At 64.7% G+C, this 14067-nt stretch carries 15 protein-coding genes and 1 pseudogene; 7 read left to right on the top strand and 9 right to left on the bottom strand.

What is annotated here, in order from left to right; all coding sequences use genetic code 11:
- Positions 1-163: 163 nt before the first annotated feature.
- Together PA01_15100 and PA01_15095 are read right to left on the bottom strand one after the other, a co-directional pair.
- On the bottom strand, positions 164-1459 hold the full coding sequence (locus PA01_15100; protein KON79795.1) for a pyridoxamine 5'-phosphate oxidase family protein: 1296 nt from the start codon (positions 1457-1459) through the stop codon (positions 164-166).
- A gap of 57 nt (positions 1460-1516) precedes the next feature.
- Positions 1517-2062: a peroxidase-related enzyme gene (locus PA01_15095; GenBank protein KON79794.1), complete on the bottom strand. Its 546-nt coding sequence runs from the start codon at positions 2060-2062 to the stop codon at positions 1517-1519.
- Positions 2063-2161: 99 nt separating this feature from the next.
- On the opposite strand from PA01_15095, the gene PA01_15090 reads away from it, so the two are divergent.
- Positions 2162-3100 carry a LysR family transcriptional regulator gene (locus PA01_15090; protein KON79793.2) on the top strand — a complete coding sequence of 313 codons (939 nt, stop codon included), beginning with the start codon at positions 2162-2164 and terminating at the stop codon, positions 3098-3100.
- A 160-nt stretch (positions 3101-3260) separates the two neighbouring features.
- Positions 3261-4202, top strand: a complete 942-nt coding sequence (locus PA01_15085) for an IS630 family transposase (protein KON80378.1) — start codon at positions 3261-3263, stop codon at positions 4200-4202.
- Between the two features lie 14 nt (positions 4203-4216).
- On the opposite strand, the gene PA01_15080 is transcribed toward PA01_15085, so the two are convergent.
- The 3 genes from PA01_15080 to PA01_19070 are packed head-to-tail and all read right to left on the bottom strand — an operon-like array spanning position 4217 to position 5192.
- Positions 4217-4627: a hypothetical protein gene (locus tag PA01_15080; GenBank protein KON79792.2), complete on the bottom strand. Its 411-nt coding sequence runs from the start codon at positions 4625-4627 to the stop codon at positions 4217-4219.
- Entirely contained in the window at positions 4624-4839 is a 216-nt protein-coding gene (locus tag PA01_19075; protein KAI5912376.1) for a DUF6036 family nucleotidyltransferase, read from the bottom strand. Before PA01_19075 ends, PA01_15080 begins: the two co-directional genes overlap by 4 nt.
- A 5-nt stretch (positions 4840-4844) precedes the next feature.
- Entirely contained in the window at positions 4845-5192 is a 348-nt protein-coding gene (locus PA01_19070) for a hypothetical protein (GenBank protein ID KAI5912338.1), read from the bottom strand.
- Between the two features lie 1190 nt (positions 5193-6382).
- Here PA01_19070 and PA01_15070 point away from each other — a divergent pair.
- Complete coding sequence (locus PA01_15070; protein ID KON79791.1) at positions 6383-7729, top strand: NAD(P)/FAD-dependent oxidoreductase; 1347 nt, start codon at positions 6383-6385, stop codon at positions 7727-7729.
- Positions 7730-7881: 152 nt separating this feature from the next.
- On the opposite strand, the gene PA01_15065 is transcribed toward PA01_15070, so the two are convergent.
- Both PA01_15065 and PA01_15060 read right to left on the bottom strand, forming a co-directional pair.
- The gene (locus PA01_15065; protein KON79790.1) at positions 7882-8073 is read right to left on the bottom strand and encodes a zf-HC2 domain-containing protein; all 192 of its coding nucleotides are present in this window, start codon (positions 8071-8073) and stop codon (positions 7882-7884) included.
- Positions 8073-8681, bottom strand: a complete 609-nt coding sequence (locus PA01_15060; GenBank protein ID KON79789.1) for a sigma-70 family RNA polymerase sigma factor — start codon at positions 8679-8681, stop codon at positions 8073-8075. Before PA01_15060 ends, PA01_15065 begins: the two co-directional genes overlap by 1 nt.
- A gap of 382 nt (positions 8682-9063) precedes the next feature.
- Here PA01_15060 and PA01_15050 point away from each other — a divergent pair, with 382 nt between their 5' ends.
- From PA01_15050 to istB, 3 genes are all read left to right on the top strand, one after another.
- Entirely contained in the window at positions 9064-9435 is a 372-nt protein-coding gene (locus PA01_15050) for a hypothetical protein (GenBank protein KON79788.1), read from the top strand.
- Positions 9436-9640: 205 nt separating this feature from the next.
- Positions 9641-11167, top strand: a complete 1527-nt coding sequence (gene istA, locus PA01_15045; GenBank protein KON79787.1) for an IS21 family transposase — start codon at positions 9641-9643, stop codon at positions 11165-11167.
- A 41-nt stretch (positions 11168-11208) separates the two neighbouring features.
- Positions 11209-11997 (top strand): IS21-like element helper ATPase IstB, encoded by a 789-nt coding sequence (gene istB, locus PA01_15040; protein KON79786.1) that lies wholly within the window; start codon positions 11209-11211, stop codon positions 11995-11997.
- Between the two features lie 75 nt (positions 11998-12072).
- Here istB and PA01_15035 read toward each other — a convergent pair whose 3' ends face one another.
- Positions 12073-12912: a DUF3179 domain-containing protein gene (locus PA01_15035; protein KAI5912337.1), complete on the bottom strand. Its 840-nt coding sequence runs from the start codon at positions 12910-12912 to the stop codon at positions 12073-12075.
- Positions 12913-13089: 177 nt separating this feature from the next.
- Positions 13090-13590, bottom strand: a complete 501-nt coding sequence (locus tag PA01_15030; GenBank protein KON80376.2) for a hypothetical protein — start codon at positions 13588-13590, stop codon at positions 13090-13092.
- A gap of 165 nt (positions 13591-13755) precedes the next feature.
- Between PA01_15030 and PA01_19065 the strand changes: the two are divergent.
- Positions 13756-13902: pseudogene (locus PA01_19065) on the top strand (ABC transporter ATP-binding protein).
- Positions 13903-14067 lie beyond the last annotated feature (165 nt).

The raw sequence follows: 14067 nt of genomic DNA, 5'->3' as shown, positions 1-14067 counted from the left end.
CCGCGCGAGCGTCCGTTGCGGTCATTTCTGCCGCCGCGCCGCCCGAATAGTTCGACCGTCCGCTTGCGCAAGCGGCCTGATTTCAAAGCGATCGCAAGAGTGGTCAGTTTTAAACCAGCGCCGACAATCACCTTGCTTCGCGCGGGCGAGCTTTCGTTCGGCGTCAGCAAAACGACTCGGACTGCACCCGCTGCGGCGCAATGCCGAGTCGGCCGGCCTGGGCGCGCACACTTTCGATCAAGGCAGCCGGTCCGCAGACATAGAACACCGCATCGCCGGATGCACGCCGCAACACCTCCGAGACGTCGAGACGCCGTTGGCCCGGAACGCGGCTGAAATAGGTAAAGTAGCCGCCTGGAAGCTCCGGCGCGAGTTGTTCGCGATAGGCCATTTCGGCCGGCGTTCGTGCAGTGTAATGGAGCTCGAACGTCACGTTGCGCCGGCCCAGCGCCTCGGCCATGGCCTTGATCGGCGTAATACCGATGCCGCCGGCAATCAGCACGGCCGGTCGCGAGTCGGTATGCAGCGGAAAGTGGTTGATCGGCCGCGCGACGCGCAGCCGCATGCCAATCTGCCAGGTCTCGTGGATCGCGAGGGAGCCCCCGCGCCCATCGCTTTCGCGGAGCACCGCGATTTCATAGACATCGCGGCTGCCGCATTCCGTAACCAGCGAATACTGACGTGTGACAACGGAGCCGTCGGCAAGACGCACGGGTACTTCGAGGTGCGAACCGGCCTCGGCCGGCGGCAGGGCGCCCCAGTCCTGCGCACGCAGTTCGTAGGCGCGGATGCGCGGTGTCAGTTGCCGGACACCGGTTACCGTGAGGGCAAGTTCGCCAATGCCGAGCGGTTCGTCGGTTGCGGCTCTTGTCTGGGAAGCATTTCCGACGTGCGCCGACACGGCTTCCTTGATCCGTTGCGCCACTTCATCTTCCGTGAAACGAGGGGTGATGTACTTCGGGCAGTTCCAGTCGAAGCCCTCGATGCGGATGACGATGCCGCGCTCGACACGCGCCCGGTAATGGGGATTGTCGAGGCGAGCGAGCAAGTCCGGCTCGCTGTCCTCGTCAACGACCCGCGCCCGCCCGAGGATTTTCAGTCGGGTCTGATGCGGATAGTCCATCAGGAACAGGCTGACACGGTCATCGCCTGCGAGGTTGCCGGCCGAGACGTACTGCCGGTTACCGGTAAAGTCGGCGAATCCGATCGTGCGCGCGTCGAGCACCTTGAGAAAGCCCGCCGGACCGCCGCGGTGCTGGACGTAGGGCCAGCCGGTCTCGCTCACCGTACCCAGGTAGAAGCTGTCGCGTGCCTCGATGAAGGCGGTCTCGTACGGGCCGAGCACGGCTTCTTCAACCGCTCCCTGCTCGCCGCGTGCATACGCCTCGCGGCTCCCCATGCGCGCCTGGAGCGCCCGGACCTTGGCGGTGAAGGCAATGTGTATGAATGCGTTGGCCATGGTGGTCTCCCTCGCGCGGGGCGGAAGCGGGTTGGCGCTTCCGCGGCCGCGCCGATCTCAAGGGGCGAGCCTCAGTTCGACCTTCGGGAAGTCGATGTCGACGCGGCTGGCCTTGCCGAGGATGTTTGTCAGGATGTTCAAGCCGACGTGGGTGATGATCTCGACGATCTCGGCATCGCCATAGCCGGCGCTGCGCACGTCGGCAAGTTCGGCCGAGGTAACCTCGCCCGAGTGCACGACGAGGGCGCGCGCAAACCTGACGGCTGCGGCGGCCTTGGCATCTTGGCTGCCGCCGGCCCGGTTGGCATCGATCTCCGCGTTGTCGAGCCCAACCTTGCGGCCGATCGCGGTGTGTGCCGACAGGCAGTATTGGCAGGCATTCTGCTGCGCCAGGGCGAGGGCAATCCGCTCGCGGGTCAGTGGGTCGAGGCTGCCCGCGTGGGCAATGCCGTGCAGGCCCAGGAAGGCTTTGAGGGCCTGCGGGGAATTCGCGAAGACCTTGAGGAAATTCGGAATGATGCCGAGTCGGGAATGGATCGCGTCGAAAAGCGCCTTCTGCTCAGCGCTGGCAGTCTCGTGCGTGACGACGTTGATGCGGGCCATGAGGTTTCTCCTTGGCAGTGATGAGGGGACCGGGGTGTCGTTGTTACGTCGACGGTCATCACTTTGCCAAAGGCGGTTGCCGGCAAGAATAGCCCTAAAATGCAATTCATTATTCCGACAGTCGTAATTATGATGGACCGCTTTCACCTGATGAATGTCTTTGTCGCCGTGGCGGAAGCCGAGAGCTTTGCCGGCGCCGCACGTCGCCTGAGGCTGTGTCCACCCGCAGTAACGCGCGCAGTGGTCGCACTCGAGGAGCGCCTTGGGGTGCGCTTGCTCACCCGCACCACGCGTGTCGTGCGGGTGACCGAAGCCGGTGCGCGCTACCTTGAGGATGCGCGTCGCATCATGATGGAAATGGACGAAGCCGATGCCGCCGCGGCGGGCGTCAACGCCACTCCGCGCGGACATCTGGCGGTCACGGCGCCGGTCCTCTTCGGCAAGCTCTATGTGATGCCGGTCATCACCGAATATCAGACCGCCTTTGATCAGACCACGGTGTCCGCACTGTTTGTCGATCGGGTTGTGAATCTCGTCGAAGAAGGCATTGACGTCGGCATTCGCATCGGCCCGCTGCCCGATTCATCACTGCGTGCCATCCGCGTCGGACGGGTACGCCGGATCGTCGTCGGCGCGCCTGCCTATTTCGACAAGCATGGCATTCCGCAGACCCCCGAGGACTTGGCAAAACATCGCCTCATTGCGTCGAACGGCATCTCCCCGACAAACGACTGGGGCTTCCTCTCGGACGGTGCGAAACGGGTGGTCCGCCTGCAACCGCGCATCATCGTGAATACCAATGATGGTCCGCTGGAGGCGGCGCGCGGGGGGTACGGACTGACGCGGCTGCTGTCCTACCAAGTGGCGCCGGAACTCGCTTCGGGAGCACTGCGCACCGTCCTCGCCGACTACGAGGGGCCGGATCTGCCGGTACATGTGGTCCATGGCGAAGGGCGCAATGGGTCGGCCAAGGTGCGCAGCTTTGTCGATCTTGCGGTCGAGCGACTGCGTGCGGACCGGGCCCTGAACGAGGGGTGATGGGCAAGCACGGGAGTTGAGCCACAGTCGGCCGCCGGTCGGTCACGCTTTGTCAGATCCGCTCGTCGCCTTGAAGCTAGTGTGGTGAGTTGTAAATTGCATGAACAAATGGCTCATCGGCTTGTCTCTCATGCCATACGATTGGCGGCGGGAGAAAGCGATGGGCAGACCGAAGGCAGAGATCGTGCTGAGCGACGGCGAGCGTGAGCAGCTTGAAGCTTGGACGCGAAGGCGCAAGACCGCGCAGGCGCTCGCGTTGCGCTCGCGGATCATTCTCGAGTGCGCCTCGGACGTCGATAGCAAAGTTGTCGCTCAACGCATGTCGGTGTCTCAGCAGATGGTATCGAAATGGCGTAACCGTTTCGCGGCAAATCGGCTCGATGGCCTGCTCGACGCCCCGCGCTCGGGGGCGCCGCGAACGATCGACGATGCTCGTGTCGATGCCGTGATTGCCAAGACGCTCGAAACGGTGCCGAAGAATGCCACCCATTGGAGTACGCGAAGCATGGCGCGCGAGATGGGGATGTCGCAGACGGCGGTCAGCCGCATCTGGCGCGCCTTCGGCCTGCAACCGCACCGGCAGGAAACGTTCAAGCTCTCGACCGATCCGCTGTTCGTCGACAAGGTCCGCGACATCGTCGGGCTGTATCTGGATCCCCCGGTGAAAGCGATGGTCTTGTGCGTCGATGAGAAGAGCCAGATTCAGGCGCTCGACCGCACCCAGCCGATCCTGCCGCTGGCGCCGGGACTTCCCGAACGGCGAACGCATGACTACATGCGTCACGGCACGACGACGTTGTTCGCTGCGCTCGATATCGCCACGGGAGAAGTCATCGGGGAGTTGCACCGACGTCATCGCAGCGGCGAATTTCTGACGTTTCTGCGCACCATCGAAGCCAACGTCCCGGCCGATCTCGACGTTCATCTGGTGATGGACAACTACGGCACGCACCGTTCCACCCGCCAACTCGAGCAGGCCATCCGCGACTACCTTACACGCTACAACGATGATCCCAAACCATTCGCATGGAGCAAATCCGCCGACGAAATTCTCGCAAGCGTCGAACGATTTTGTATGCGAATTTCTAACTCAGCACACTAGATCAGGTAAGCAAGTCAGGCCGCTTTGCCCTTGTCAGCGGCGTACTGTCTCGTTTGGTATGGCATCAGCTCACCTAAGCGGCTCGTGAGGTCCATCGAGGCGCCCCATGCTACAGCCAGAGGATCCTTGCGACCGGCCACCCCAGCGCTGGGTGCCGGGGGCGGCGGCTGGTACTGACGGACAGCAGAGAGCAGCCGTAGCTTCTGCTCTTTCGGCAGAACGTTGAAGCGAGCCAGCCTGTCAACCAGGTAGCCGGCGTCCGGCCGAAGCTTGGCAGGCACCTCGGCCAAATTAGGCACCTCGCCGACGTACCATAGCCGTTCAGCGACTTCACGCAGCAGGTCGGGATCGACACGCGCGAAGCCCTGGCGAGCCACATCGCCAAGCATCCGCTCGAGTGCCATCCGTCGAACCGACCGTGTCACGAAGATCTCCTTTCGTTGAATTTTCTTCTAACATGGGACAAATTCTGGGTCAAGTCCGGTCCTACATAGTATTTGTTGGCCTCCAGCGCCAATTGCTCAAACTTCTCCCAAGAGGCCTCCGGTAAGGAGAGGAGGGTGAGGATGTCTTCCAGATCCACATCTCCCAAGCGTCCTAGCTTGGAAAGGGCGATGTCCTCGATGCTCGGCAGCATGACGATCACGGGTGACCCACGGGTGCCCTCAACAGGCACGGCGCGGTCCTGGTAGTCAATGTGCAGCGGCCCAGGGTTGGGTTGAAGGTCGGGTCGTACGCCAGCTGCGACGGGCCTTCCTCCGGATCGTCGTAATCCACTGGCGGCAGTTCGGCCAGGATGAGCATCAGCTCCTGCTTGAGCGGCGGCGGGTACGCGAACTCGGCATCGACGTCGGTGCTGGCCCTGGATCGGGCATGGAGATGCACGGCACAGCCCCCGAAAATGTATGCGTGAACCGCACCGGGCGGCACTTGGCGCCGCGCGAGTTCCTCACCCAAGGTACTGAAGAGCCGCAGGATTGCGCCGGTCATTGGGGTGTTCATGGTGCCCCCACAGTTGTTGCCTGAGATTGTATAGGGCTAGCTGAGTGAGCTGGATCGCATCTACAAGATCGGAGGGCTGTGACTTTGAATGTCATCGCCTGGGGACTGATCGCGGCTCTACACTCACGTCTTGCAAAAAGCGGAGATAAGCGGCACCAAGCGGCGCCGAAAAGTGGCAAACCGAGTGGCAACGGCCCTAAAACCCGCGCCGTTGCTGGAGATTGTACGGCCTGCAAAGCCGTGTACAGCGGTTCGATTCCGGTTCGCGCCTCCAATAGAATCAAATACTTGAGCCCGCTATAGCGGGCTTTTTTTTGCCCAAAAAACGACTCGCAGAGTGTTTTGCCGCTCCGGGGTCAAGCGGAATGGAGCGGTACGTACACGGCCAAATTGACCTTGTACGATGCCTTCGCTATGGCACGGGAAGCTCGCGGGGAGCGTTCAGGGCAACGCTTGGCGGCAGGGGGTTCGCTATTTGTTGCGGTGGCGGTCGAAGAACAGGAATTTGATGGCCGCCGCCGCGACGAGCACAAGTACTACGATAACCGATAGGCCCAACAGCCCCATACGGCCGTCATGCCGTTCATTCCATGGATCATGGTCTTGCCCTTTTTTGCTCACGTTCTCGTGTCAGACCGGCGAGCGGGCGATCCGATTCTCGAGTACGTCGGCGGCCGCGCACGTGCCACCGCCTCTGGCTGTGCCTCGGCTGGAGCCTCCCCGTGAGGAGCAGGTGCGCCGCAAGACGATGGTTTCTGATCGCGCCTTGGAATCGGTCAGATTATGCGCGCGCGTGCGCAGGTGTCGCGTAAAGAGTTGCGCAGCGCGTGTAGAGCTTGCCTGGCAAGAACTGCACGATCACAAGGGAACCGACCCCCGTCCGGGCCCGCGCGTTGCTTTAGGTCGAGTTCAAAGCGAGCCTTTGCGGTGTCGTTTTTTTTGAGTGACCGGCTCGTGAGCGGCGATGCAGGACGGCTTCGGGCACCTTCCGCTCGAACGGCTTGGCGTGATCGGCGACCGCCGCACCGTCCCGGTCTTTGCGGCTACGGGCAACTTTCACTGGTGGAGCTTGCCGACCTGATGGTCTGCCTGGATGGCCGGCCCGACAGCAGGCGATGCACGGCGTGCGCGTCCGCAGGCTGTGCGGTGCTCGTCTCGATTCGATGGAGAGAAAGCAAATGGCAAAGCGATATCAACTCGTAGTCATCGGTACCGGGACGGCCGCGATGGTGGCCGCGACGCGAGTGCGCGCTGCAGGCTGGAGCGTCGCGGTGATCGACGAGCGTCCATACGGCGGCACTTGTGCGCTGCGCGGCTGCGATCCGAAGAAGATGCTCGTCGGTGGCGCCGCGGCGGTCGACCACGTCTGGCGCATGCGGGGCAAGGGTGTTGGAGGCGACACCCGGCTCGACTGGCCGGATCTGCTCGCCTTCAAACGCGGTTTCACCGGTCCCGTGCCGGCGAAGCGCGAGCACCATTACGCGGAACAGGGCATCGACACCTATCACGGTCGGGCTCGGTTCACGAGCCCCAACACGGTCGACGTCGGCGGCCAGACACTTGACGCCGAGCACGTCCTCGTCGCCGCCGGTGCCGAACCGATCAAGCTCGGCATCGCGGGCGAGGAGCACCTGATCACTCACGAGGAGTTTCTTGAATTGGAAACCCTGCCGCGCCGGATCATTTTCGTCGGCGGCGGCTTTATCGCGTTCGAGTTTGCGCATGTCGCCCGGCGCGCCGGTGCCGAAGTCACCGTTCTCGAGCAAGCTTCGCGCGTGCTCGGGCCATTCGACCCGGACCTCGTGGGGTGGCTGGTGGAGAAGTCCCGGGATGTCGATATCGACGTGCGCACCGATACTGCCGTCGAGACGATTGAACGCGACAGTGACCGCTTCACCGTCCGTTCCACTACAAATGGCAACCCGGAAAGCTTCCACGCCGACCTCGTCGTGCATGGAGCCGGCCGTGCGCCCGCGCTCGATGCGCTTGATTTGGAAGCCGCCGGGGTGGCGCGCGAGCGGGGGCGGCTGAAGCTCAACGAGTTCCTGCAGAGCGTCTCCAATCCGGCGGTCTATGCGGCAGGTGATGCCGCGCAAGTCGGGCCGCCGCTCACGCCCGTGGCGAGCCACGACGGGGAGGTGGTCGCGGCGAATCTGCTGAACGGGAACCACCAAAAGCCGGACTACAGCGGGGTGCCGAGCGTCGTCTTCACGATCCCGCCCCTTGCTGCGGTCGGGCTGACCGAATCGGAGGCGCGCCAGCGCGGTCTCGAGCTCCGCGTCAAGTGTCAGAAAGCCTCCGACTGGTTCACGGCACGCCAAGCCGCGGAGCGGACCTATGGCTTCAAGGTCCTGGTCGACGAGGCGACCGACCGGGTGGTCGGAGCTCATCTCGTCGGGCCGCACGCGGACGAGGTCATCAACCTTTTTGCGCTCGCGATACGCCACGGCCTTACGGCGAAACAGCTGAAGACGACGATGTTTGCTTACCCTACCGGTGCCTCCGATATCGGATACATGTTGTAGGGCGATGCTCCGCGCGCGGTTCGTCGACCGGTTGTTCCTCTACCTGACGGCGGTCGATGGGCTCACGTTTGCGCGAGTCGGGTACCGGCGCTCACATAGATGACCCGTCGAGCAGGAATCCGATCGCCCGCCTCGGATGGCCGACGTGCGGCTCAGGATTCGTCGCCGGCGCGCCCTTCGCTCAGACGTCGTGCGGTCTTGCGCAGGAAACCCAGGTGCTTGCCGTAGTTCGTGCAGCCGATGCACATCATGCGGTGGAATTTCAGCGCGAGCCGTTCGCGCAGCGTGAGCTCGCGCTCGTGCGCCTCGGACATCAGGCGCGTCGCGTGCCTGCAGTTCATCATCAGATGGCCCCCCTCGTGAACCAGCGATTTTCGAGGCACTCGCGCAGACCGAGGCGTGCGCGGCGGTGCAGGATCACCCAGCAGTTGTTGCGCGAGATGCCGAGCTCGCGGCAGATCTCGGCAGTTTCGAGCTCCAGGAACTCCCGCATCGTGTAGACGCGGGCGATCTGCTCGGGCAGGCCGTTCAGGCAGGCCTCGAACACTGCCCAGAACTCCTGTTGCGACAGCGACGCTTCCGGATCACGCCACGTTTCCGGCCGGTCCTCCGCATTCCAGAACCCGCGCGCGTCGAAGAGCGCGTCGAAATCCCCGAGATCGCCGTCGACGGCATTGATGAGATCCGAGCCGCAGATCTCGCGCGACGCGCGGCGAATGTGGTCGACGATCTTGTTGCGCAGGATCGCGAACATCCAGGTCTTGAAGGCCGCCCGCCCGGCGAAGCTCTGCGCGCCGCTCATCGCCGCGATCAGCGCCTCCTGCACTATGTCTTCGGCGGCGCCGGCATCGCGCAGCTGCAGCTGCGCAAAGCGCAGCATGTCGCGGCGGATCGCCAGGATCGACGGGTCGTCCCATAGAATCGCGCCGGCGTCATGCGCCCCATCGGTCATTGTTCATTCCTCCCGCATGCTCTGGCAGTGCCGCGTGCCGCACTGTAGCCCGACACGAGACAGGGCTCGAGGAAATTCCGCAACCCGCGCAGCCAGTCGATCGGCTCCACGGCGACGACCATAGCGCCCCGATCGACGAGGCTCGGCACGATGCCGACGACGAACGAGATTTCCAGTCCCGCGCGGGCGGGGTCGGGACGGCAGGCGGCGCGAAGCAGCTCGACCCCCCTTACGGAACACGAGGCCGTCGCCACGGGGCGGGTCGAATTGCCCCGCTGCTTGGTCGGAGCGCGCCGGTGATTCCTTACAACGAAAGGCGCCGCCGGCATTCGCGAGTTGGAGCTGCCCGTTCCACCGCTCGTCGCGTGCGGACCGCCCGATCGTGATCACCGACGCGGCGCTCGCCGAGCGTGCCGAAGGCATCGGCTTTTACTCGGCGACCTATCGCCTCTTCAAACTCGGCGGGCTCGAGCCCGAGAGGAGCGAGGCCGGCGAACGACGCGAGCTCGGGCCCGAGCCGATCAAATTCTGTGCACGTCAGCGTTTGCCGAAAAACGCCGGCCAGACGAAGGCGAACGCCGGGGAGCTCGGGACCTCTCTGCCCGCGGCGTCGCGCACGACCACCGTCTCCAGCTCGGTGTCCCATACGGCAGTCACGGGCGTGTCGCCCAAGCGATCTTCGACGCGCCCGCGGCGGCGCACGTCCTCGTGCACGAACCGGACGGCATCGCCCGTGTCACCGACCGGCACATAGGAGCCAGTTGATGATCGGCACAATGGAGCCAGCGCGTGATCGGCACATTGAGGCCAGGGCGTGATCGGCACATAGGCGCCAGCGCCGGATCGGCGTAATGGAGCCAGCAAAGTTCTGACGGACGTCTCGACCTTGAGCGGTCCATCGCTACCCTGCCGGGTTTTGGTTTGGCAGGAGGGAGCCGGTGGCCCGCAGGAGCATCGAGATGTACGAGTACCGCCAGGCCCTGATGCGCATGCGCCAGGGCGACTCCGAGCGCGAGATTGCGCGCGCGAAGCTGATGGGACGGGCCAAGGCCGCCCGTTTCCGCGAATTGGCCGCAGCCCGCGGCTGGCTCGATCCGGAGCACCCGGTTCCGGAAGATGCCGAGATCGCCGCGGCGATCGGCAGTCCGCGGCTGCCGGTGACGGCGCAATCATCGATCGCCGCGTTCCGGCCGCTGGTCGAGCAGTGGCTCGCACAGGGGGTCTCCGGCGTGGTGATCCACGCCACCCTTAAACGTGAGCACGGCTTCACCGGGCACTATTCCAGCGTGCGCCGGCTTGTCGCCACGATCGAGCGCGAGCGCCCGCCCGAGGCGACCGTGCGGCTGTCGTTCGCGCCTGGCGAGGCAGCGCAGGTCGATTTCGGCGCCGGCCCGCAGCTCGTCGATCCCGCCTCCGGTGAGCTGCGCCGCACATGGGCCTTCGTGATGACGCTGTGTTTCTCGCGGCACCAGTATGTCGAATTCGTGTGGGACCAGAGCGTGCGCACCTGGCTCGGTTGCCACCGACGTGGCTTCGAGTGGTTCGGCGCGGTGCCTGCGCGCCTCATCATCGACAACGCCAAGTGCGCCATCACCAAGGCGTGCGCGCACGACCCCCAAGTGCAACGTGCTTACGCCGAATGCGCCGAAGGCTACGGCTTTCGCATCGACGCCTGTCCGCCCCAGGAGCCGCAGAAGAAGGGCATCGTCGAGGCGGGCGTCAAATACGTCAAAGGCAACTTCCTGCCCACGCGCAGCTTCCGCGATCTGGCCGATCTGAACGCGCAGGCGCGTGACTGGGTGTTGAAGGAAGCCGGGCTGCGCATTCACGGCACGACACGCATCAAACCGCTGGACAGCTTCGCCGTCGAGCGCAGTGTGCTGCGGCCGTTGCCCGCAGTACCGCCGGATCTGGGCACTTGGCATCAGGTGTCGGTGCATCGCGACTGCCACGTCAGCTTCGAGCGCGTGCTGTACTCCGTGCCATTCACCTTGGTCGGCAAGAGTTTGTGGTTGCGCGCGACCGACAGCGTGGTCACGGTCTATCAGGACTTCAAACCCGTTGCCACGCATGCCCGCGCCCGTCGTCCCGGCGAGCGGCGCACCGTCATCGATCATCTGCCGCCCTCGGCGCAACGTTTCTTCGCGCACGACCGCAGTTGGTGTCTGCAACAGGCCGCGGAGATCGGAACCGCGTGCGCCCAGCTCATCGGGCGCCTCTTGAGCGACCGCATCAGTGAGCGGCTGCGTGCCGCGCAGGGCGTGCTGCAGCTGAAGAGCCGCTACGGCGCTGCGCGCCTGGAGGCGGCCTGCGAGCGTGCACTCGCCCACGACAGCCCGCATTACCGCACCGTCAAGACCATCCTCGCCGGCGGCCACGACTTGCAGCCGCTCACCCCCGTGAGTACCGAACCCTACGCCGGCCGCGCCCGTTTCGCCCGCGCGACCGCGGCGCTCTTCGCCGACGATCCGACGTCGTTTCACTGACCGGGTGCACCGCGCGCCCCCTTTACCCAAGGAGTCCCACCATGAATCCCGCCCCCGAACTGGCACCGCAACTCAAACAACTGCGCCTCTCCGGCATCCTCGATTCGCTCGACGCGCGCAATCGCCAGGCGATCGACGCGAAGCTCGCCTATACGGAATTTCTCGCGCTGCTGATCCAGGACGAGGTCGCGCGGCGCGAGCAGAAGAAGTTCGCCACGCGGCTGCGTCGCGCCGCGTTTCGCGCTACCAAGACGCTCGAAGGCTTCGAGTTCGACCGGCTGCCCTCGACCAACCGCGCGCTGGTGCATGATCTCGCGACCGGGCGCTACATCGATGAACGTGCCCCGGTGCTCATCGTCGGCCCCTGCGGCACCGGCAAGAGCCATCTCGCGCAGGCGCTCGGGCACTGCGCGGTGCGCCAGGGTCACGACGTCGTCTTCGCGTCCTGCTCGCAGTTGCTCGCGAGCCTCAACGCGGCGCGGGCTACCGGAGCCTATGAACGGAAGCTCCAGCAACTGGCGCGCGTGCCGGTCCTCATCATCGATGACTTCGGGCTGAAACCGCTGCGTTCGCCCGCCGACGAAGACCTGCATGACCTGATCGCCGAACGCTACGAGCAGACCGCCACCGTCGTCACCAGCAACCTCGACTTCACCGAGTGGGACCAGGCCTTCCCGGGTAACCGCCTACTTGCTTCCGCCACCGTCGATCGCCTGCGTCACAACGCCTACTGCCTGACGCTCGACGGAGCCTCTTACCGCACCCCGCGGCAGGGTCCGAACAAGGCCAAAACAGCCCTTGTCGGAACCCCAAAAAACAGCCAATCTTGAACCCCCGCAGACGTTCGTCAGAGCCCCTTCCAGCTGGCTCCTATATGCCGATCATCGGTGGCTCTATTGTGCCGGTCAGTGACAGCCCGCGAAGGCGTTGTGGGGCGTCGCCTCGGCGGGGCGAAACGCATAACTGATGATGGCCTTCGGATGCAGCGCGAGCTGCTCGTCGCCGCGGACCGGAAAGACGAGATTTCGGTCGGTGTAGTAGCTGCCGTAGGGGTACTTGAAGTAGTCGCGGCGGTGGCCGGTCTCAGTGGACAGCACTCGGGTGTCGGGGTGGCGCGCCTTCCAGGCGCCGAGGGTCGTTTTCACCACCGGCAGCCGCTCCAGGATTCGATTCACCGCCGGTCCCACGGCGCCGATCCCCCAAGGCTGGACGTAGAGCGTGTCGTCGGCGCGGTCGTACATCACCAGGCAGCTCTGGTAGAGCTTGCCGGAAACGCCGAAGGTCGTGCCGCCGCGCTGAAACACGAGCCCGGTATCGCACAGCGGGCAATAGGTGATCGTCACCGGTACGCCGCCCACCGTGTCGTTGACGACCTCATGCCAGTTGAGGATCCCGTACGGATAGGCGCGCACGTCGCCGTTCACCTCGACGCCGAGCACCGCTTCGTCGTCCGCAAAGGGCGTCTCGGCAGCGGACGTGAAACGGGGCGAGTCGATACTCGGGATGCCATCCTTGGGCGGCCCCCCGCTGATCAGCTCGCCGAGGTCGATGCGGCTTGCCTGCTCGGGGGCCACGTTGCGGGCCCGGATGTCCGCCAGTTCCCGCGTCTGATCGCTCAAGAGCTGCGTGAGATGGAAGTGGCGCAGCTTGAAATTGTCCCAGCCGCCGGCATTCCAGACGAATGCACCCAAGGCGATACCGCTCGCGGCCACCAGGCCGCCCGCGAAAAGGATCCAACGTTTCATCACTCCAACTCCCGCCGTCAGCGAAGTCCGATCGGCTACGGAAGCGACGCGAGCGCACGCGATTCGTGGGCCTGCATGTCGACGAGCAGCCCCGTGAGCCTGGGAAACAGTCACTCTCTCGCGCGGTTAGCGCCGGCCCACGACCTTGCGGCGTCGTGGCCGGGCCCGCTCTGGTCGTCAATGGGGCCTGCGCAGCGCGAGGTACGCCACCGCTGCCGCCAGACCGAAGATCATGTGGGCGACCGCGCTGACCCATCCGCGCGCCATCGCGAACCACGGAAACGCCGCCGCGGCGATCGGATAGAAGTTGATCAGGTAGATCGCGAAGCCGATCACGAGACCTGCAATCGACGCGAGGCCAGGCCGCAGCTGATGCACGATCCACCCGATCGCGAGGCCGTAGGCCAGCGCGAGCGGGAAGTGGATCAGCATCGCGGCCATGACGATGCCGAAGTCGAACTCGGCCGGCGCGCCCGGCGGCGGCAGCACCTCGGGCCCCATCGCCATCGCGGCGATCATGTGCGGCGGGCCCCACGGACTTTGGCCTTCGAACAGCGCGACCATCGCCATCTCCACGATCAGGAACACGACGCCGGCGATCAAGCCGGCCCACGCCGCGGCGCGCCAGTCGGTGGGCTGATGCACCAGGTAGCGTTCATAGGCATGAGTTGTTATCACGCGTTCTCCTTGTCGGTTACTCCGTGAACCTTCAGGCCGGCGCCGCGAAATCGGGTTTCCTCTTTATTTTTAGAGAGTTATGTAAGGATCGGAGCGTCCGCGCGACTAACCGGGCCCTGTTTTCGCCGCCCGCCGATGACTATCCGCGCCGGCCGTGCTTCCCGGAATCTCGATGGCGAGATGCGCGAGCGGCTCGCGCGGGAGGTGCGCGAGATCCTGAAGGCAAACGACATCGTCGCCATCGTCGTCACCCACGACCAGCGTGAGGCGTTTGGGGCCGCGGACCAGATCGGCATCCTGCGCGAGGGGCGCTGACGAAGATCAACGAGGAACTGGCCCGGCTCGCCGGCTGATGACAATGCGATGCGCTTTTTTTTATGAATGATTGCGGGAACGTTGGCAGAAAGCGCAGACACGCCGCATTACGCGAGCGGCGGGCGATGCGTTCGGTGGCGAACTCGGGTAAGAACCGGTTGC

The sequence above is a fragment of the Azoarcus sp. PA01 genome (genome assembly GCA_001274695.2).
Classification (GTDB): Bacteria; Pseudomonadota; Gammaproteobacteria; order Burkholderiales; family Rhodocyclaceae; genus Aromatoleum.
Note: the sequence above shows the minus strand (reverse complement) of the source record. Positions and strands in the feature narration are given on the sequence as shown.